This is a genomic window from Arthrobacter sp. SAFR-044 (assembly GCF_051965175.1).
In the GTDB taxonomy this organism is placed as follows: domain Bacteria; phylum Actinomycetota; class Actinomycetes; order Actinomycetales; family Micrococcaceae; genus Arthrobacter.
The window spans coordinates 1-19,121 of the sequence record NZ_JBQCMK010000019.1 but is presented as its reverse complement, the minus strand read 5'-3'; the positions used below and the strand labels follow the sequence as shown (position 1 = coordinate 19,121).

23 protein-coding genes are annotated in these 19,121 nt (G+C 65.9%); 12 read left to right on the top strand and 11 right to left on the bottom strand.

Features of this window, described 5'->3' with window-relative positions; translation table 11 throughout:
- Positions 1 to 16 precede the first annotated feature (16 nt).
- From ACTHQS_RS20005 to ACTHQS_RS19975, 7 genes are all read right to left on the bottom strand, one after another.
- Entirely contained in the window at positions 17 to 760 is a 744-nt protein-coding gene (locus tag ACTHQS_RS20005) for a sulfite exporter TauE/SafE family protein (RefSeq protein WP_440172370.1), read from the bottom strand.
- Positions 761 to 2,200, bottom strand: a complete 1,440-nt coding sequence (locus ACTHQS_RS20000) for an NAD-dependent succinate-semialdehyde dehydrogenase (RefSeq protein WP_440172368.1) — start codon at positions 2,198 to 2,200, stop codon at positions 761 to 763.
- 64 nt (positions 2,201 to 2,264) lie between these two features.
- Positions 2,265 to 3,080, bottom strand: a complete 816-nt coding sequence (locus tag ACTHQS_RS19995) for a carbohydrate ABC transporter permease (protein ID WP_440172366.1) — start codon at positions 3,078 to 3,080, stop codon at positions 2,265 to 2,267.
- Positions 3,081 to 3,084: 4 nt separating this feature from the next.
- Complete coding sequence (locus tag ACTHQS_RS19990; protein ID WP_440172364.1) at positions 3,085 to 4,038, bottom strand: carbohydrate ABC transporter permease; 954 nt, start codon at positions 4,036 to 4,038, stop codon at positions 3,085 to 3,087.
- Positions 4,035 to 5,297, bottom strand: coding sequence for an ABC transporter substrate-binding protein (locus ACTHQS_RS19985; RefSeq protein ID WP_440172362.1), 1,263 nt, complete (start codon positions 5,295 to 5,297; stop codon positions 4,035 to 4,037). The genes ACTHQS_RS19990 and ACTHQS_RS19985 overlap by 4 nt, the downstream gene beginning before the upstream one ends.
- 121 nt (positions 5,298 to 5,418) lie before the next feature.
- The gene (locus ACTHQS_RS19980; RefSeq protein ID WP_440172359.1) at positions 5,419 to 6,303 is read right to left on the bottom strand and encodes an aldolase; all 885 of its coding nucleotides are present in this window, start codon (positions 6,301 to 6,303) and stop codon (positions 5,419 to 5,421) included.
- Between the two features lie 12 nt (positions 6,304 to 6,315).
- Positions 6,316 to 7,230 carry a PfkB family carbohydrate kinase gene (locus ACTHQS_RS19975; protein ID WP_440172356.1) on the bottom strand — a complete coding sequence of 305 codons (915 nt, stop codon included), beginning with the start codon at positions 7,228 to 7,230 and terminating at the stop codon, positions 6,316 to 6,318.
- 139 nt (positions 7,231 to 7,369) lie between these two features.
- Between ACTHQS_RS19975 and ACTHQS_RS19970 the strand changes: the two genes are divergently transcribed.
- The 7 genes from ACTHQS_RS19970 (at position 7,370) to ACTHQS_RS19940 (ending at position 12,208) form a co-directional block, all read left to right on the top strand.
- Positions 7,370 to 8,512 carry a Gfo/Idh/MocA family protein gene (locus tag ACTHQS_RS19970; RefSeq protein ID WP_440172354.1) on the top strand — a complete coding sequence of 381 codons (1,143 nt, stop codon included), beginning with the start codon at positions 7,370 to 7,372 and terminating at the stop codon, positions 8,510 to 8,512.
- A gap of 70 nt (positions 8,513 to 8,582) precedes the next feature.
- On the top strand, positions 8,583 to 9,365 hold the full coding sequence (locus ACTHQS_RS19965) for a DeoR/GlpR family DNA-binding transcription regulator (RefSeq protein WP_440172352.1): 783 nt from the start codon (positions 8,583 to 8,585) through the stop codon (positions 9,363 to 9,365).
- The gene (locus tag ACTHQS_RS19960; RefSeq protein ID WP_440172350.1) at positions 9,362 to 10,279 is read left to right on the top strand and encodes a 2-hydroxyacid dehydrogenase; all 918 of its coding nucleotides are present in this window, start codon (positions 9,362 to 9,364) and stop codon (positions 10,277 to 10,279) included. Before ACTHQS_RS19965 ends, ACTHQS_RS19960 begins: the two co-directional genes overlap by 4 nt.
- A 44-nt stretch (positions 10,280 to 10,323) precedes the next feature.
- Positions 10,324 to 10,791 carry an SRPBCC family protein gene (locus tag ACTHQS_RS19955; protein WP_440172348.1) on the top strand — a complete coding sequence of 156 codons (468 nt, stop codon included), beginning with the start codon at positions 10,324 to 10,326 and terminating at the stop codon, positions 10,789 to 10,791.
- Positions 10,792 to 10,799: 8 nt separating this feature from the next.
- Complete coding sequence (locus ACTHQS_RS19950; RefSeq protein ID WP_440172346.1) at positions 10,800 to 11,144, top strand: iron chaperone; 345 nt, start codon at positions 10,800 to 10,802, stop codon at positions 11,142 to 11,144.
- Positions 11,145 to 11,260: 116 nt separating this feature from the next.
- Positions 11,261 to 11,584 carry a hypothetical protein gene (locus tag ACTHQS_RS19945; RefSeq protein ID WP_440172344.1) on the top strand — a complete coding sequence of 108 codons (324 nt, stop codon included), beginning with the start codon at positions 11,261 to 11,263 and terminating at the stop codon, positions 11,582 to 11,584.
- A 237-nt stretch (positions 11,585 to 11,821) separates the two neighbouring features.
- On the top strand, positions 11,822 to 12,208 hold the full coding sequence (locus ACTHQS_RS19940; RefSeq protein ID WP_440172342.1) for a VOC family protein: 387 nt from the start codon (positions 11,822 to 11,824) through the stop codon (positions 12,206 to 12,208).
- A 59-nt stretch (positions 12,209 to 12,267) separates the two neighbouring features.
- Here the strand turns inward: ACTHQS_RS19940 and ACTHQS_RS19935 are convergent, their stop codons facing one another.
- Positions 12,268 to 12,390 (bottom strand): hypothetical protein, encoded by a 123-nt coding sequence (locus tag ACTHQS_RS19935; protein ID WP_440172340.1) that lies wholly within the window; start codon positions 12,388 to 12,390, stop codon positions 12,268 to 12,270.
- Between ACTHQS_RS19935 and ACTHQS_RS19930 the strand changes: the two genes are divergently transcribed.
- Entirely contained in the window at positions 12,389 to 12,697 is a 309-nt protein-coding gene (locus tag ACTHQS_RS19930; protein ID WP_440172338.1) for a cupin domain-containing protein, read from the top strand. The two genes, ACTHQS_RS19935 and ACTHQS_RS19930, sit on opposite strands and share 2 nt — an antisense overlap.
- Before the next feature lie 33 nt (positions 12,698 to 12,730).
- On the opposite strand, the gene ACTHQS_RS19925 is transcribed toward ACTHQS_RS19930, so the two are convergent.
- Positions 12,731 to 13,987, bottom strand: coding sequence for an MFS transporter (locus ACTHQS_RS19925; protein ID WP_440172336.1), 1,257 nt, complete (start codon positions 13,985 to 13,987; stop codon positions 12,731 to 12,733).
- Complete coding sequence (locus tag ACTHQS_RS19920; protein ID WP_440172444.1) at positions 13,984 to 14,445, bottom strand: MarR family winged helix-turn-helix transcriptional regulator; 462 nt, start codon at positions 14,443 to 14,445, stop codon at positions 13,984 to 13,986. The genes ACTHQS_RS19925 and ACTHQS_RS19920 overlap by 4 nt, the downstream gene beginning before the upstream one ends.
- 132 nt (positions 14,446 to 14,577) lie before the next feature.
- On the opposite strand from ACTHQS_RS19920, the gene ACTHQS_RS19915 reads away from it, so the two are divergent.
- The gene (locus ACTHQS_RS19915; protein WP_440172334.1) at positions 14,578 to 15,084 is read left to right on the top strand and encodes a DUF3592 domain-containing protein; all 507 of its coding nucleotides are present in this window, start codon (positions 14,578 to 14,580) and stop codon (positions 15,082 to 15,084) included.
- A 74-nt stretch (positions 15,085 to 15,158) separates the two neighbouring features.
- Positions 15,159 to 15,764 (top strand): SOUL family heme-binding protein, encoded by a 606-nt coding sequence (locus ACTHQS_RS19910; protein WP_440172332.1) that lies wholly within the window; start codon positions 15,159 to 15,161, stop codon positions 15,762 to 15,764.
- Positions 15,765 to 15,840: 76 nt separating this feature from the next.
- Here the strand turns inward: ACTHQS_RS19910 and ACTHQS_RS19905 are convergent, their stop codons facing one another.
- Entirely contained in the window at positions 15,841 to 16,233 is a 393-nt protein-coding gene (locus tag ACTHQS_RS19905) for a VOC family protein (protein WP_440172329.1), read from the bottom strand.
- A gap of 393 nt (positions 16,234 to 16,626) precedes the next feature.
- Here ACTHQS_RS19905 and ACTHQS_RS19900 point away from each other — a divergent pair, with 393 nt between their 5' ends.
- Entirely contained in the window at positions 16,627 to 17,889 is a 1,263-nt protein-coding gene (locus tag ACTHQS_RS19900; protein WP_440172327.1) for a GmrSD restriction endonuclease domain-containing protein, read from the top strand.
- Positions 17,890 to 17,957: 68 nt separating this feature from the next.
- Positions 17,958 to 18,638 (top strand): PASTA domain-containing protein, encoded by a 681-nt coding sequence (locus ACTHQS_RS19895; protein WP_440172324.1) that lies wholly within the window; start codon positions 17,958 to 17,960, stop codon positions 18,636 to 18,638.
- The last annotated feature ends 483 nt before the right edge of the window (positions 18,639 to 19,121 follow it).

Here is a 19,121-nt window from a genome sequence, read left to right as displayed (position 1 = left end):
AAGTGAAAATGTCGGGTCAGCCTACGGCGTCGGAGATGCCGCGGATGATGGTGGCCGCCGCTCCCAGGTAGGCCAGGATGATCAGGAGGATCTGTGCCGCGCGGGCCGGGACGTGTTTGGCGGCGAAGTCGCCGAGCACCAGCCCTGCCAGGCAGGCGACGGCGACGGCGAGCCACATGGCCAACGGCAGCACTGGGAACGAATCTGGGGCACTGATCGCCTTTGAGATCAGCGAGAAGGTGCCGATGGTGAAGAAGTACGGCTGCATGGTGGCAGCGAAGGACTTGTGCTGCCACCGGGTGGCGATGGAGTACATGCTGACGGCCGGGCCGCCCACGCCCGCGGCTGTGTTCATGAAGCCGCTGAGGCCACCGGCGGTGAAGAGGTAGCGCCGGCGCTCCGGCAGCGTGGCGGATTTCAGGACCAGCAGGACGGTCAGGCCGACGGCCAGGAGCACACCGATGGAGATCTCCAGGACGGCCGGCGGGATGAGGCGGATAAGGATGGCGGCCGGGATGATGCCCGCCAGGGCCGAGACCGCGAGCAGCAAGTACCGCTTCCAGTCGATGTCCCGGACCACCCGGAAGATGATGGCTCCCGCCGTCACGGCCCCGCACACGTTCACCAGCACCACTCCCTCCACCGGCCCCAGGAGCAGGACCAGGAAGGGAGCGGCCACGAGCGCGAAGCCCATCCCGGTGACACGCTGCATCCCTGCACCCATGACGACGGCGCCCAGCACCAGCCCGGTGGTCAGCACTTACGGCCTCCAGGCCACGTACTGGACCTCCTCGAACTCTTCGAGGCCCAGGCTTGATCCTTCCCGGCCCAGGCCGGACTGCTTGGCGCCGCCCATGGGGGCGAAGGCTACGGAAGGCAGGGGGTCGTTGACGCCCACGATGCCGGCTTCGAGCCGCTCGGGAATGTCCCAGCCGCGCCTGGGGCTGCCGCTCCAGACATACGCGGCCAGGCCCATCTCCGTGGCGTTGGCTTTCCGGATGGCCTCCTCCTCGGAGGAAAAGGTGACGACGCCGGCCGCCGGGCCAAAGACCTCCTCAGTCACCAGGAGTGCGTCGTCGGGGACGTCCGTGAGCAGCGTGGGTGCCAGGAAGGACCCCTGCTCGGGGACGGAAGTCCGTTGCGTCACTCGGCGGGCGCCGCGATTCACAGCGTCGTCCACCAGTGCCTGCACCGCGGACACCCTTTCGGCGTCGATGACGGGACCGAGGTCCGGGACCGGGCCGCCGTCGTCGGGAACTCCGTGGCCTATGCTCATGGCATCAAAGCGGGCCCCCAGCTTCCGTGCGAATTCCTCCGCGATGCTGTCCTGGACCAGGAACCGGTTGGCGGCCACGCAGGACTGGCCGGTGTTGCGGAGCCGGCCCAGCACGGCACCTTCGACCGCGGCGTCCAGGTCGGCGTCCTCGAACACGATGAAAGGTGCGTTGCCACCGAGTTCCAGCAGCGGCCGGACCACACGTTCGGAGGCCGAAGCCATGATCTGCCGGCCCACCCCGGTGGAGCCGGTGAAGCTGACGGCCCTGACAGCCGGGTGGGACATCAGGGCGGCGGTGACTTCGCGGGAGGGCCCGTGGACCAGATTCACCACACCGGCGGGGAAACCTGCATCATGCAGGACCTCGAACAGTCCGGTGGCGGCCAGCGGGGCTTTCTCCGACACCCTGCCCACCACGGTGCAGCCGGCGGCAAGCATCGCGGCAAGCTTCCGGGCCTGGATGGAGACCGGGAAGTTCCAGGGCGTCAGGCTGAGTGCCACGCCGATGGGTTTGCGGTTGCTGAGGTGGCGGCGGCCGTGCAGCTCGGGCGGGCTGACGGTGCCGGTGGCCCGGCGTGCCTCCTCGGCAAACCAGCGGAAGTACTCCACGGAGAAGTCCACTTCCCCCTGCGCTTCGGGGAGCCGCTTGCCGGCTTCGAGCGCCAGGGTGTGCGCGAGTTCGTCGCGGCGTTCTGCGAGCAGGTCTGCGGCGTTGCGCAGCAGGTCGGCGCGGTGGCGTGCGGTGGTGTGCGACCAGGAACTGAAAGCCTCCGCCGCGGCGTCGCCGGCCTTCGTGGCTTCCTGGGTGCCGCCCCAGGCCACCTCACCTACCGTGCTGCCGTTGCCGGGGTCTGTCACGTCCTTGGCGGTTCCGGCAGTGTGCCAGCTGCCGTTGATCAGGTGCCGGGCTGACTTGAGGTTCATGAATGGTGCCTTTCGTTGGCTGGGAGGGGGCTGCCGCCGCAGGTGCTGCCCGCCGTCGTCGTACTCATCCCTTGCTGGCGCCGGCCGTGATGCCGGCAACAAAGTAGCGCTGCAGGAAGACGTAGGCCACCACCACAGGCAGGGACGCCAGGATGACGCCGGCGAACAGCAAGGGGTAGTTGGTCTGGAACTCGCCCTGGAAGCTGAGCAGTGCCAGCGGCAGCGTCCGGTTCCCGGGGGTCTGGATGAACAGCAGCGGGTAGAGGAGTTCGTTCCAGTGGATGACGAACAGGAAGATGGCGGCTGCAGCGATGGAGGGTGCTGACAGCGGCAGGGCGATGGAGGAGTATGTCTTCCAGGGCCCGCTGCCGTCGATGGAGGAGGCTTCGTAGAGTTCCTTGGGCAGGGTCCGCATGAAACCGCCCAGGATGAACACTGCGATGGGCAGCGTGGACACCACGTTGGCCAGGATGAGGCCGGCCAGGCTGTCCAGCAGGCCAAGCCTGCCAAAGAGAACGTAGAGCGGCACCATGTTGGCCTGCGCCGGAATGGCCATGCCCAGCACCAGGAAGCCGAAGATGGCCCAGGACATGAAGCCCTTCAGCCGTGAGACGGCGTAACCGGCCAGGCTGGCCAGGAACAGGGTGAGCGGCACGGAGATGCCGGTGACGATCGCGCTGTTGATAAAGGACGAGCCCAGGTTTTGGCCGCCCACAACCTCGGCGAAGTTGTCCGGGGAGAGGGAGTGCGGGAGGCTGAACGGCCCGGCGAAGAGTTCCTGCGTGGACTTGAAACTGCCGAAGGCCACTACTGTCAGGGGAATGATGATGATGACCGCATAGATGGCCAGGATGGCGCGGCGGCTTAGCGAGGCGAGCATGCTGCTAGTCCCCCTTCGGGGTCAGCCGGAGCAGGCGACGTTGCAGCCAGGTGACCAGGGCGATCATCGCCATGAAGATGATCGACTGGGCGGCGGCGTAGCCGAACTCCGAGTTGGCAAAGGTGCTGTAAATGCGGGTGGACAGGATGTCCAGGGAGCTCTTGGGCGGGTTCCCGGCGATGCCCAGGATCAGGTCGAAGGCCTTGAAGGACTGCACGGTGGTGTAGGCCACCACGATGGACGTGGCAGGGGCCACGAACGGCCAGGTGATGGATTTGAACTGCTGCCATTTGTTGGCGCCGTCCATCTCCGCCGCTTCGTAGAGCTCCCGGGGGATGGCCTGCAGCCCGGCAATGTAGACCACCATCATCTGGCCTGAGTGGAACCACACCTGGGTGACGGCCACCCAGTACAGGGCCTGGGCGTCGTTACCGAGGTAGGCGCCGCCGTCCACCCCCACAGTTCGAAGGACCGAGTTGGCAAGGCCGAAGTTGGGGTCGTAGATGAACTTCCAGATGAAGGCCACTGACACCGAGGACAGGATGGTGGGGAAGAAGAACAGCGCACGGAGCAGGATGCTTCCCCGGGAGTTCTTGGTGAGGAGCAGCGCCAGTACCAGTGAGAAGATCGTCTGCGCGATCACCACCAGCAGCACGAACTTCAGGTTGTTGGTCAGCGCGTTGGTGAACAGCGAGTCCTTGGTGAACGCGCGGATGAAGTTGTCCAGGCCCACGTAGTTGAACGCCGCCGAGAAGCCGTTCCAGTCCGTGATGGCGTACTGGAACGCCTGCAGCGTGGGCATCACCAGGAAGAAGGCGACGACGGCGACTGCGGGCAGCGGGAAGAGGTACAGTGCCGGATTCACCCGGGTGGGGGAGCGGCGGCGCACCTTGGCGGCGCTGGCGGCCTGGTTCTCCGGCGCCTTGCGCTTGGCAGCGGTTCCGGGATGGATGCTCATAGCCGTTCGTCAACAATCTTCTGGGCGGCAGCGGCTGCCTGCTCCGGGCTGGTGCCGGAGATGACGGCCGTGGCGCTGGCCTCCACCGCGTTGCGGACGTCAAGGTTGTTGAACTGGAAGCGGGCGGCCAGCGCGGTCTTCTTCTGCAGCCAGGGGCTCAGCCGCTTCAGGTCCGGGTTGGTGTATTCCACCTTGTCCACGGAAACATGCTGGGCCGTCTGGTTGGCGTAGTAGCCTGCGTTCTCGGGTTCGGAGAGGAAATCGATCCAGGCTGCCGCGGCGGCCTGGTTCTTGCTGGCGGAGTTGACGCCCAGGATGAAGGTGGCGTTGTAGGCACCCTCATATTTGCCCTTGCCGTCGGAGGTGGTGTTGGGGAACACCAGGTCGATGGGGAACTTGGCGCCCAGGCCCCGGACCGCGGCGATGTGGTACGAACCGGTGGCCAGCATGGCGGCCTTGCCCTGTGAGAACAGGTTCTGGGCCGGCTCCACGGCGGTGCCCGTGGCGTTCGGCTGCACGAAGGGCTTCAGGTCCTTGTACTGGTTGAGCATCTTGATGAACCAGTCGTCGGTGCACTTGAGCTTGCCCTGTTCGATCTGGGCGCACATGTCCTCCACCGGGGCGTTGTTGGCGATCATGCAGTTGAACAGCTGGCCGCCGTTTCCCACATCGCCGCCCGGCCAGGAGATGGGGATGACCCCGGCGGAAGCGAGCTTTTCACACATGGCCAGGAACGCATCCCAGTTCTTGGGCGCGATCTCGGCGCCGGCCTTGTCGAAGAGGTCCACGTTGGCCATGGGCATGGGGAACACCACCTGGTAAGGAAGGCCCAGCTGGCTGTCGCCGTTCTGGCCGGCGGACAGCAATCCCTTCTGGTAGTTCTTCACCGCCTGGCTGTCCTTGAGCTCGGTGTAGATCCCGGCTTCCGTGAAGTTCTTGAACTGCGCGCCGCGGAAGGTGGCAAACGCGTCCCCGATGGAGCCGCCGCGCAGTTTCTGCAGGGCCTGGGCGTTGTAGTCGTTGGAGGTGGAGATGTCCTGGGCCACCTCCACGCCGTCGTGCTTTGCAGCGAAGCGCTTGATGAGTTCGTCGAACACCGCCTTGTCCTCGCCGCGCCAGTGGGCGAACGACACCTTGCCGGTCACTGCGCCGGTGGACGGTGCGGCCGGTCCGGAGGCGCCGGCCGGCGAGGTGGAGCCGCCGGGCCCTGCGCACGCCGCCGCCGTGGCGCCGAAGCCCAGGGCTCCGAGAATGGCCATAGCTTGCCTGCGTGAAATCTGACTCACAATAATCTCCTCGTTGAGTGTTGCTGTGCCTTGTTTGCTGCTTACTGCGGAAACGGGTTGCCCCGGGGAGGACGCTGCGGCGGTCGATCTGCGCCTATGCGTGGGCCCTTTGGGTTGAGACGACGTCGTCAACTACTGCGCAGAGGCGCTGCAGCCGGCGGACGGCGTCGGTGGACAGGGATTCGACGACGTCGGGGGCCCCGATGCAGGAGGCCCAGACGGCGCGTCCGGAGAGGAAGCCGCTGGCGCCTTCCAGGCAGGCCCACCGGACGGCGTCGGGGAAGACATCCTCGGGAACGCCGCTGGACAGGACAACCCAGGGGCCGTCGATGGCTTTGGTCAGCTCTGCGCAAGCGGCGCGGACCTCTTCCTCGGATGCCTGGCCCTTGAAGGGGACCTCGGCCTTGTAAAGGTCGGCGCCCAGGCTGCCCAGTTCCTTGGCTGCGGCCAGGATGCCGGCGTTCCAGTCAAAGTCACCACCGGCGAGGGGTTTGCGGGAGACGGGTTCGATGATGCTGATCAACCCGGCGGACCTGCAGCTGTCCACGAATTCGCGGACCATTGCCACGCGGCCCTCTGCGGGCTCGTCCGGGCGGTAGAGCACCAGCAGCTTGAGGGCCTTGACACCCAGGGCCTTGTATTTGTGCGGGTCCACCAGACGGTCGATGGTCACCTCGCCCACCAGTTCGCCGTGTGCGGATTCGAAGTGGTCCGCGGAGGCGATGAGCCCGCAACCCGGGTCCACCACACCGGCTTCGATGGCCTGGTCCAGCGCGAACTGGCGGTCGATGAGGATTCCGGAGGCGTAGGGGGTGAGGATGCGGGCAGCCTCGAGCTTGAAGTCGCGGAGGTCATCGTCTGTGACGGGCTTGTCGGTGTGTTCGGCGAACATGTTGCGCATGGCTTCGCGCTGGTCAACGGCAAGCATCGCGAAGGCGCCGGACGGGCGCTGCAGGGGGGAAAGGTCGGTGTGGCTCATGGGCTGCTTCTTTCAGCTGGTCAGGTTGGAGACGGGGACAGGGGTGATGGACTGGTGCGGAATGGCCGAGCGGCCGTCCAGTCCGCCGCACGAGGCGGAGGCGGTGCGGCCGGCGAACACCGCCGCATCCACCAGCGGGAGGCCGGCGGCGACGGCAGCGAGCAGGGCACCGTGGTACACGTCGCCGGCGCCGAGGGTGGAGACAATCGTGGCGGGGGTGGCCGGGACGTGGACCGGTTCGCCGCCGCGTTCCACAACCCAGGCACCTTGGGAGCCGGCGGTGGCGACGACGGCGGTGGCGCCGTCGTCGAGCGCCTTGCCCAGGAGGGCCTCGGGGGAGAGCCCGGCGCCGTATTCCGCCTGGAGCCTTTCGATGGTGGGCACGTAGAGTGCGACGCCGCGGGGGCTGAAGGCAGGGATGGGATTCCCGGCGTCGACGCTGAGGTTCAGGTTCCCGGGGTTGAAGCCGGGCACCGAGGCGACGGCGTTCCAGCCCAGGTGGTCCACATGGACCCAGGCCGCCGACTGCAGAAGCCCGGCAAAGCGGCTGCCGGCGGGAAAGCTGACGGGCGGGACCGGGCGGGTGACGATGGCCCGGCTTTCGGTGGCTTTGCTCACCACGATCACACTGGCGCCGGTTTTGACGCCCGGATCGCGGATGACGGCGGAGGTGTCCACGCCTTCCGCCTGGAGGCCGCTGATGATGCGGTCTCCCTCTTCGTCGGTTCCCAGGACCCCGGCAAAGGCAGTGTTTGCGCCTGCCCGGGCTGCTGCGACAGCCGCTGTGGCTGCGGGGCCGCCGCCCGCCGTCGCAAAATCCGTGGCCACGGTGCGGCTGTCCGCTGCCGGGTAATCCTGCACCAGGGCGATGGAGTCCAGGGTGGCGCAGCCTACGAAGAGCAGGGTTCCAGTTGACGGTTGGGGCACGTTCCACCTCGTTGTAGTTCCGGCTGGTATTGAAGAAATATACACACGCTATGTTGGAAAAACAACACTTTCTGTATAGTTGTGTTTGGGATGCAACGCCCCGTCCCGGCCCCCTCAACGTAGAGAAACGGAGCAGCTCATGTCATTGCCTTCTGCGGAATCACCCCGGACCATCAGGTATGGCCTTATCGGAGCAGGCCACATGGCCCGCGAACACGTCCGGAACCTTGCACTGATTCCAGGCAGCCTCATCACCGCAGTCTCTGACCCCACTCCCTCGTCCCTGCAAGAGACGGTCGCGGAAATCGGCCATGAGGTGCAGACCTTCGCCACGCACCAGGAGCTCCTGGCTGCGGGCCTGGTGGACGCGCTGGTTATCGCCAGCCCCAACGACACGCACCTGGGCATCCTGAAGGACATCTTCGCCAGCGGCACCGGCCTTCCCGTGCTCGTGGAAAAGCCGGTCTGCACCAGCGCCGAGCAGGCGGACGAACTGGAAGTCCTGGCCGCCAGCTACCCCGCGCCGGTGTGGGTGGCCATGGAATACCGCTACATGCCGCCCGTGCAGGAAATCATCCAGGCGGCCCACAGCGGCAAACTGGGCAACATCCACATGCTCTCCATCGTGGAGCACCGCTTCCCGTTCCTGCACAAAGTGGACGCGTGGAACCGCTTCGCCAAGCGCACCGGCGGCACGCTGGTGGAAAAGTGCTGCCACTTCTTTGACCTGATGCGGCTGATCCTGCAGGACGAGCCCGTCCGCGTCTACGCCAGCGGCGGGCACGACGTCAACCACATGGACGAGGTGTATGACGGCCGGGTGTCCGACATGGTGGACAACGCCTACGTGATTGTCGACTTCAAGGGCGGCCGCCGCGCCATGCTGGAACTGTCCATGTTCGCCGAGGGATCCAAGTTCCAGGAACGAATCTCCATCGTGGGTGATGCCGCAAAGATTGAAACCCTCATCCCGGTGGCCGCCAACCACTGGATCCCCGGGGATGAAGCCGAAGCAACCGTGGAGTTCAGTCCGCGCTCCCCGCTGGGCCCGGAAAAGCACGAGGTCCCGGTGGATGAGGCCGTCCTGGCCGCCGGTGCCCATCACGGCTCCACGTACTACGAGCACCTGGGCTACCGGAAGGCCATCCTGGGCGAAGGCCCTGTCGAAGTGACTGTGGCCGACGGCCTGCAGTCGGTCAGGATGGGCCTCGCAGCGGAACGTTCTATTACGGAAGGACGCCCCGTGGAGCTTGCAAATGCCGTTTCCGGGGTACGTTCATAGAAGAACTTTTGTTGGAAGTCCAACATCCCGCCAGGCTCCTGGCCGGCACATTGGGGAGGGAAGAGCAGCTATGAGCACCGCACGTGACGAGGCGCCGCTGACGCCCCGCCAGCGCACCATCCTGGACGAGCTGGGCCGGAGGGGCTTCATTTCCACGAACGACCTCGCGGAGACGTTCGCGGTCTCTGACATGACCGTGCGGCGTGACACCCGGGTCCTGTCCAAGCGTGGACTGGCCCGGGTGGTGCACGGCGGGGTGAGTGCAGTGGACGGGCATGGCCAGAACGCAGACTTCGCCGCACGGGTACGGGAGGATGCGGATGCCAAGCTGCGGGTGGCCCGTGCCTGCGTATCGCTGATCGGCGAGCGGGATGCCATCATCCTGGACGCCGGCACCACCACGTACCAGATCGCGCAGGAACTTCCCACGTCCTTTACCGGCACCATCATCACGCACTCCGTGCCCGCCCTTCAGCGCTGCCTCCAGCTGACAGCGGCACGGACCATTTGCCTGGGCGGGGAGCTGCTGCTGGACAGCCAGGCCTTCAACGGCCCCATGACGGTCGGCGCGGCGGCAGGCCTGCGCGCCAAGACAGCCTTCATCGGGGTAAGCGGGATCCACGACGAGGCCTTCTATATTGAGCGCGATGTGGAACGCGCCACTAAAATCGCCCTTATGAATTCAGCGGAACAGGTGGTGGTGGTGGCAACCCACCAAAAGATGCTGCGGTACGCGCTGGCGCGGCTCGCGGCCTTGGATGCGGTGGACATGCTGGTGACGGACGTCCCGCCACCTCGGGAAATCGAGCATGCCCTGAGCGCCGCCAACGTGAAGCTGATGGTCGCCGCGTGACGGCCCCGCTCCGCGTCTGCCTGCCCGCCCACAACCTGCTGGACGCACTCACGCCCATTGACGGCGTCGAGTTTGTCCTGTGGGACCTGACCGGACCAGCGCCGGAGGGCCGGCTGGACCTGCTGGTGCCTGGCTACATGGGCAAACCGTCAGCGCTCGCCGCATTGGAAGGCGTTGACGTGGGCCTGGTGCAGAGCCAGTCCATCGGGTACGACGGCGTCGCCGCAGTCCTGCCCGAGGGCGTCACCTTCGCGAACGCGGCCGGAGTCCATGAGACGTCGACGGCGGAGCTCGCCGTGGGCATGATGGTGGCCTCCCAGCGCGGCATCCCGGATTTCGTGCGGAACCAGGAAACCGGAACGTGGGACAACAGCCAGCGGCCCAGCCTGGCCGACCGGCGGGTGCTGCTGGTGGGCTACGGGGGAGTGGGCAAGGCCATCGAGGCCCGGCTCCTGCCGTTCGAAACCGAGGTCACCCGGATGGCCAGCCGCGCGCGGGAGGACGCAAACGGAACCGTTTACGGAATCGACTCGCTCTACGAGCAGCTGCCGCTGCACGAGATCGTAGTGGTCAGTGTTCCGCTGGGTGAGCAGACCCAGCAGCTGGTGGACGCCAAGTTCCTCGCGGCCATGCCGGACGGCGCCCTCCTGGTCAACGTGGCACGCGGGCCGGTAGCGGACACTGACGCCCTGCTCGCCGAAACCTCAAGCGGCCGGCTCCGTGCCGCCCTGGACGTGACGGACCCGGAACCGTTGCCGGCGGACCACCCGCTGTGGACCACTCCGGGCGTGCTCATCACCCCGCACGTCGGCGGCGCCAGCTCGGCCATGTTCCCCCGGATGGTCCGGCTGCTCAGGAAGCAGATCGGGCTGCTGCTGGAGGGCAAGGACCCGGTGAACGTGGTCCTCCCGTAGCCTCAACCCTTAACCGCGTCGGCCCCCGCCCCTATGCTGGGGCAATGTCCACTTTTGAAGTCCGCCGCAGCGCCGTCATTCCCGCTCCCGCAGAGGAGATCTTCCCGCTGGTCAACAACTTCCATGAGTGGACCCGGTGGTCCCCCTGGGAGACGATCGACCCGGGCATGAGCCGCCGCTACTTCGGCAGCGGATCCGGCGCCGGTGCCGGATACGAATGGAGCGGCAACCGCAAGGCCGGCAGCGGCAGCATGGAAATCATGGAGTCCGTACCGTCACGCCTCATCCGGATCCGGCTCCAGTTCACCAAGCCCTTCAAAGCCCTGAACCCCACGTCATTCACGTTCACCCCGGCGCCGGGCGGCACCGAGGTGACCTGGTCCATGACCGGGGAGAACAAGGGCCTGGGCAAGGTGTTCGCGCTGTTCATGGACATGGACAAGATGGTGGGCGCCGACTACAAGCGCGGGCTCGCGGCGCTCGCATCCACCGTTGCGGCCAGGAAGAGCTGAGGTTCCCGTTGGGCACCGTGGAGGACGCGCTGGCCGCGCTGGATGAACCGGACCGAAGCTGCCTGCAGCATGTGGTGCAGATTGCACGCTCTCTGGCTTCCGGTGCCACGGAGGGAATGAGCTACGGCATGCCGGCCCTGAAACTCGAGGGCAAACCGCTGTTGGCGGCCGTCGCGGCAGCCAGGCACCTTTCCATCTTTCCCTTTTCCAGCGCGGTGGTGGAAGCCGTGGCCGGGCAGCTGGAAGGGTACTCGCTGTCCAAGGGGACCATCCGCTTCACCGCGGACCACCCCGTGCCCGACGACGTGGTGGAAGACATTGTGCGGCTGCGGATGGCGGAGATCCGGAAGTAAGAAGCAGACGACGCCGGCCACCACAGCAGGAGGGCAGGCGCCTGCCGGCGGACCGGGACCCTCCTCAGGACTTATGGTCCTTCCTGCAGCCACGCCTGGCCACCTAACGTGAGGCCATGGCTGACACTCTTGAATCCCTTGCAGACTCCTTTAAGAACATGGGCGTCACCCGCGCCTACGGCACCCCCGTGAACCTGGGCGGGGAGGAGATCGTGCCCGTGGCGCTGGTGTCCTTCGGCTTCGGCGGCGGCAGCGAATCGGAGGAAGGGGCCTCCGGCGGTGGCGGCGGCGGGTTCGTTGTGCCACTGGGCATCTACCGGACGGTCAATGGCCGCCCGGCCTTCCGCCCCAACACCATCGTCGTGCTGGTATGCCTTGTTCCCCTCGTATCCGTAGCGGGCGCTGCCCTGCGTAAAGCAATCTGGGTGGCACGCAAGTAGTAGGGAGAAGCCGCTTCAGGGGCGTTTAAATCCCCTATTCCGTAGTGGGATTTTCGGTCCCATAATGGCCTCGTAGACTTCGGGAACCTCCCGCCGCTGTTCGGTGCCACGGCGGACCCAGGGGTTCCAGGCGGCCGCCCCGGCAATCGGCGGGAAGGACGGCCACGACGCCCGGCGGGGGACGGCCGGACCATTTCAGGGGGAGAGCATCGCCATCAAAACACAAGGAGATTCGTCATGCTCAAAGATATGGAAGTCATGGCTGTTTTGCCGGCAAAGGACATAGACAGGGCCAAGGAGTTTTATCGGGACAAGCTGGGACTGGAGCCGGAGCGAACAATGGGCGACGGCGGCGTCGTCTACCGCTGCGGAAAGGGAACCTCGTTCATGATCTACCAGACGGACAATGCGGGTTCGGCCAAAAACACGCAGATAGGGTGGGGTAGCGATGACGTGCAGCGCGATGTGGACGAACTCCGCGCCCGCGGCGTCGTTTTCGAAGAGTACGACATGCCGGGCCTGAAGACCGAGAACGGCATCGCGACGATGGAAGGCGTGGGCCAGGGCGCCTGGTTCCTCGACAGCGAGGGCAACATCCTCAATATCTCCTCAATGCCCGCCTGACAGCCACGCTCCGCACCTTCAAGGAGCATCATTCACAGTACGACGCCGGCACTTGCCGCCTAAAGCACCCGCACCCGGGTGCGTGGCAGCGGCAGGCCGGCGCCGCCGTCGTCAGCGGTACGGAAGGAAGGGATGGCAATGGGTGCGGAAGATGCGGTGCCGGAGACGAAGGGCGTCTCCATGGAGCTTCTGGCAACGGTGGATCTTGCCGGGGAGATTGAGGGCATGGAAGGGCGCCAACTCCGCATGCGGATGGTGACCATCGAACCTGGCGGAGTTTTCGGGCCCCTCCATGACCACGTGGGCCGGCCCGGGACGGTTTACGTCCTGCAGGGGACCATCACGGAGCACCGGGACGGCCTGGTCACCGAATACGGGCCGGGGGTGGGCTGGCAGGAGGACCGCCACACCACCCACTGGCTTGAGAACAAGGGAACGGTGCCGGTTGTCGAAATCTCGGTGGACATCGTCAGCAACCCAGCCCCATAAATGCGCGGCGTGCCGCCCCTGTTGTCCAGCGACTCAGACAGCTGGCTCGCGCCGGCCGAGAACCGTCCTGAGTACGCCGCGCAGGGTGAGCCGGTTGCGCCTGGTAACCGCGACAACGGCGGCGATACCTGCGAGCAGCACCACGATACCACCTGCCGCGACGGACCAGCGGGCGCCGAACTCGCTTCCGATCCACCCCACCAGAGGGGAACCTATGGCTGTGCCGCCCTGGAGGATGGCCAGGTAGAGGGCCAGTACGCGGCCCCGGAACTGCGGTTCCACCGAGAGCTGGATGCTGGTGTTGCAGCTGTTCAGGAAGGTGATGGACGCCAGGCCCACAGGAATCAGGATGACCGCGTACACCCAGAATGTCGGCGCGATGCTGCCCAGGATGGTGGAGATCCCCAGCCCCAGAGCACCGCCCAGCAGGAACCGCAGCCGGGGGCCGGAGCGGCGCGCCGCCAGGAGGGCACCGGCCAGCGTGCCCACCGCCATGATGGAGCCGAGGAGCCCGAACTCGCTGGGTCCCATGCTGAATTCGGTGGTGGCCATGAGCGAGTTGATCACCGGGAAGTTCATGCCGAACGCGCCCAGGATGCCTACCAGGACCATGATCAGCATCAGGTCCGGCCGGCGCCGCACATAACGGATGCCCTCGGCCACTTGGTGCTTGTTCCGCTCTCCCTTTGTAACGGGGGCAGGCTGCGTGGTGCGGATCCGGAACAGCGAGACCAGGACGGCAATGAAGCTCGCGGCGTTGAGGAGGAATACCGGGCCGGTCCCCACCCAGGCGATGAGTACGCCGGCGATCGCAGGACCGGTGAGCCGGGCGGTATTGAAGGACGCGGAGTTCAGCGCTACCGCATTCGAGATGTTGTCCTGGCCCACCAGCTCGGAAACAAAGGCCTGCCGCGCCGGCGCATCCCCCGCGCTGGCCACGCCCAGGCAAAAGGCGGCGACGTAGGCATGCCACAACTGGGCGGTGCCGGTGACCACCAGGAGGCCGAGGGCGAGGGCCGTGAAACCCATGGCCAGCTGGGTCCACATGAGGATGATGCGCTTGCGGTACCGGTCGGCCAATACCCCGCCGTAGGGGCCGAACAGCAGCATGGGCAGGAACTGCAGGCCGGTGGTGAGGCCGACGGCGGCACCTGAGTGGTCGGTGAGGACGGTCAGGACCAGCCAGTCCTGGGCCACGCGCTGCATCCAGGTGCCGATGTTGGAGACGATCGCGCCGCTGGCCCAGATGCGGTAGTTGGGGTTTTCGAGGGCCCGGAACATTGCGCTCATTTGCCGCTCATTTCCTGCATGATGCGGGCCGCGCGGCTGAGGGTGAGCCGGTCATCCTCGCTGAGCCCGGCAACGCGCTGGGCCAGCCAGGCGGTGCGCTGGCTCCGGGCCTCTGCCAAGACTGTCCTGCCGGCCTCGGTGATGGCCACGCGGACCTGGCGGCCGTCGTCGGGATTGGCGGACCGGGTGACGAAGCCCTGGTCGGCGAGGGCGTTGACGATCCTGGTCATGGACGGTGCCTGGACGTGTTCACTTTCGGCCAGTGCCCGAAGGGTGCTGGGGCCGCTGCCGCTAAGCAGGGCCAGTACGGTGTACTGGCCGGGGGTAATGATCTCGCCGGTGGCCTCGACGCGGAGCCGGCGCGAGGTGCGCATCACGGCGGTGCGGAGGTCGATGGCCAGCGTGTCCGGGGCGGTGGGGTCTGCGGTTGCCTGGTTCGTTGTTTGGGTAGGGGACATGTAGATGGATGCGCCTCCTGCGGGCATTTATTAGCAATGCTAATTAGTTCTGCTAACTATTATGCTCCGGCTGGTTGCCGGAGGCAATGGATGCGGATGTGGTTTTGGTGACAGGTCCGGCAGAATGGGGCCGTGACTGGGCGCAGAATTGACGGAAACCGTAAACCCTGGCTGTCGTGGAAGAAGAAACTGAACCTGGCGGTGACTGTCCTGGTCCTCTGCCTGGGCCCCATCATGATCGGCGTGGGCAGCTTCATGATCAATGCCGATGAGGAGCTTGCACGTTCGGGTGTCCAGGCGACCGGAACGATTGTCCACTTCAACGATGTCACCAAGGCGTCCGAGCGCAGGATGCAGGTTGAATTCCCTGCCGCGGACAGGGTGGTCCACCGGACCTTCGCCGCCGTGGACCACGACCAGCATCCCGTGGTGGGCAGCAGCGTTACCGTCATCTATGCCGAAAATGATCCCGGGCGGGCCATTGTGCCCGGCTATGAGAGCGAGGGCGTATGGGTCCGTGGCGTGGGCGTGGTGCTGACGGTCATTTTCGGTATTCTGGGTCTCCTGTTGCTTGCCCTGATCGGCAGCGCTGTTTTGCGGGCCAAGCTGCGGCGGCGCCGCACGCAGCAGGTGGTGTAGCAACAGGCTTGTGGCTGTCCGTGGCTGTCCCTGGCCTGTTCGCTCTAGCCTGACGGGCGTAGGCTGTGCGCACCATGACTGAACAGCAGCCCTATGAGTTGGTCCGGCGCTATCCGCACTTCGAGCTGCGCCGGTATCCGGATTACGTGGTGGCCGAGGTAACCGTGAACGCGACTTTTGACCGTGCGGGCAACGCCGCCTTCCGGTACCTCTTCAACTACATCAGCGGCAGCAACACTGCCCGGCAGAAACTGGCGATGACCGCGCCGGTGATCCAGGAGGCGGGACCGCAAAAGCTCGCCATGACTGCACCGGTGCTCCAAAGCGGCCCGCTGCCCGGGACGGGACAGCCAGCCGAATTCTCGGTCGCCTTTGTCCTGCCCGCCGGAGTGACTGCTGAGACTGCTCCGGTGCCCGACGACCCCAAGGTCAGCGTGCGGGCGGTGCGCGGCTCTCTGGCCGCGGTGCTGGGCTTTTCGGGGAGCGGTTCGGCGTCTGCTTTTGAGCGGCGCAACAACGGATTGCAGTCGGCGCTCACCCTGGCTGGCCTGACTCCGGTAAGCGCGACAAGGTTCGCCCGCTTCGACCCGCCGTTCAAACCCTGGTTCCTGCGCCACAACGAGGTGGTCCAGGACGTGCTGGAACCCCAGCCCGGCGGGGCAGCGCCGCCGTCGTCGTAACGTCCTGCCGCTCCGGACGCCCGCTCACGTCTCTCGGTTCTGGGGCGGACGCCCGCTCACGTCCGGCCCGATCTTCCTACGGTCTGTGTTCGTCCCGGAGATCCTGCGAGGTTTGGCCCTGCATGACCCAGCGGTTGCCGTCAGGATCGCTGAAGTAGGCGAACAGGACGCCGCCTAGGTCCTGAATCTCACTGATGTCCGCGCCCCGCCCGACTAGCTCGCTGCGGACTTCGGCGATGTCGGGAACAACCAGCTGCAGGCCCTCCAGGCTGCCCGGCGCCATGGTGGTCATGCCGGTGCCGATCACCACGGATGTGCCAGAACCCGGGGGAGTCAGCTGCACCACCCGCATGCCCGGGATATGTTCCACATCGTGGTCCAGGACGAAGCCCAGCTTGTCGGTGTAAAACGCTTTTGATCTGTCGACGTCGGAAACTGGGACCTGCACAACCTCAAGGCGCATTTGCATGGAGGCCACTCTATCTTTGGCCTTGTCCCAAGGGAATGCCGGTTGAAAATCCCGCGGACGGATTTGTCCACCCGCAAATTGTTAAGCAGAGGCGCCGAATTGCGACTGTTCTTCCTCAAGGTTTCCTCAAGAGTGCCCGAATGTTGGCTGAGGATCACTAAAGGTTGCACCGACGGGTCCGTAGGGTGCATAAGCTCGGCGGTGACGAGTTTATTCGGGCTATGCAGCAGGCCTGGGATTGCGGGGGCATCATTCTCTGGCCCCCTGTAAATGGGGAAATGAATGTCCGACTATGACACCCTTTTGGGGTTTGTTCCTTCCGCGCCGGCACCGAGGCCGCCCCGGAAACCGCGCTATTCCACTTTCATTGTTGCCGGTATTACCGGGCTCTTCATGCTTTTCGGAGCGCTGAGCGGCGGCATTGGTGGAGCCCTGATTGTCCTGGGCATCTCAACAGCCCTTACCGGTCTCTACGTGCTGCTCACTGGACGGCGCTCCTGGGCGTGGCTGCCCGCGAAACGCAAGGCCGGCGCCGTCGCGATCGCGGCGGCTTTGGCGCTGTTCATCGGTGGCGCTGTCGCGCTGCCGCGCGTTGCAAGCGCGGACCTGCAGGCCGCCTCCTCGGAGCGCACCGCCAAGGCGACGCCAGCGACGGCGAGCCCGACGGCGACAGCCAAGGCGTCGCCGTCGTCCACGCCAAGTCCCACTGCCGACGCCACGGGCGAACCGCTGGATCCGGAGAACCCAAACGTTCTTGCCGCCGGCGTCACCGCGACCGCGCCCAACGCGCAGCCTGCCTACGCCACGAAGGCCCTGGACCTGCTGGCCACCCTCCCCATCAAGGGCCGCGCGCCGAAGACCGGCTACGACCGGGCGCAGTTCGGTCAGGCGTGGGCGGACGTGGACCGGAATGGCTGCGATACCCGCAATGACATCCTCAAACGCGACCTCACCGGCATTTCGTACACGAACAGTGTGCCGTGCAAGGTGCAGTCGGGAACCCTGGCCGATCCTTACACGGGCAAGACCATCAGCTTTGTGCGGGGTTCCGCCACCAGCAGTGCCGTCCAGATCGACCACGTGGTGGCCTTGAGCGACGCCTGGCAGAAGGGCGCGCAGCAGCTGACCGCGGAGCAGCGGACGGCATTTGCCAACGATCCGTTGAACCTGCAGGCCACGGACGGGCCCACGAACCAGCAAAAGGGCGACGGCGATGCGGCCACCTGGTTGCCGCCCAACAAGGGCTTCCGCTGCGAGTACGTTGCCCGGCAGGTTTCGGTGAAGGCGACGTACGGGCTGTGGGTCACCCAGGCGGAGCACGACGCGATTGCCCGGATCCTTGGCGACTGCGCCGGGCAGTTGGCGCCGACAAACCAGCAGGCTCCGGCTCCTGTTGCGGCCGCCCCGGCACCTGCTGCGGTTGCGCCTGCGCCGGCTCCAGCAGCACCCGCGCCGGCACCCGCACCTGCTGCCGTGGCGCCTGCGCCTGTTGCACCAGCGCCGGTGGCCCCGGCTCCTGCGGCGCCGGCACCTGCTGCTGCCTACTACGCCAACTGCGCGGCGGCGAGGGCTGCAGGCGCCGCGCCGCTTTACGCGGGGCAGGCCGGCTATCGTCCCGCGCTGGACCGCGACTCCGACGGTGTCGCCTGCGAGTAGGCACGTTCACGTCCGGTCATTCCGGGCCCTGATTTCTACCACCATCACAAGAACTCCCAGGGGGAAGCATGAAAGAAAAAACCGTTCCAGCGATGGGCAGGATGAAGGCGTCACTTGCTTTGGTTCTACTGACCGGCCTCATGCTGACAGGGTGCGGCGGCAAGCAGGCAGCGACGCAGCCGACCGGGACAGCCACCGCTACGGCTGTCTCGCAGACAACCGAGACCGTCGTAGTGCCGGCCGTGGTGAATCTGACTTTGGACAAGGCCAAAGACCAGTTGGAAAAGCTCGGCTTCACGGTTGAGGCAGTGGATAGTGCCAAGGGCAAGTCGATCATCGTCAAGAGCAACTGGCAGGTGATCTCCCAGGATCCTGCCAACGGGGCACAGGCAGCAAAGGGCTCCACGGTGCACCTCGGCGTCAAGAACCTTGACGATGTGGCAGCGGAGAAGGCTGCTGCTGATAAGGCAGCGGCTGCGAAGGTGGCAGCCGAACAGGCTGCTGCCGCTAAGGCTGCTGCTGAAAAGGCCGCGGCTGACAAGGCCGCTGCAGACCAGGCTGCTGCTGCAGAAGCTGCAGCCGATCAGGCGGCCCGGGACGCAGCCGCCAAGGCAGCGCAGCAAGCGGCAAAGGCTCCAGCCGTCACTGTGCCCAATGTCGGGGGTGCGATCATCTGCAGTGACGGCTACGTGTGGCCGTCCACGACGAGGCAGGGCGCCTGCAGCAAACACGGCGGTATTGCCAAGTAGCCCGTAGTCACCAGTCCGAGCCGTGGGTGCCTCCATTCTCAGGAGGCGCCCACGGCTCGTTCCGTTGGTGGGGTACCGGCGGCACAGCGACGGTCATGGCGGGGTGGGGAGGTGTGCGGGAGCACACATGACGGAATTGCGACGCCGGAAGCCGGCTTGGGTGCCCCGAAGGCCGCTCCTGCCGCGGAATTCCGAGGATTCTCCACCTCCTTCCGCCCGATTTGCGGTGGGGGTTGTGTGCGGGTATTGTTTTCTGAGTCGCCGCCGCTGAAGCGGAAAAATAGCGGCCAACCCCCCCCCTTTTTGAACGGCCTGGAAAATGGTTCGCTTTTATGCGTGCTGTTGGTGGGTGGGGGCTGATCCTGGAGGTTTTTGATCGCGGAAACGTGGTTTGCAAAGCCGGGCGGGATCGGGTAAGTTTGAAAAGTTGCTCCGGAGCGATCCTGAACGAGGGTTTGGGTGGTGCCGGGTGTGTCTGTTGTT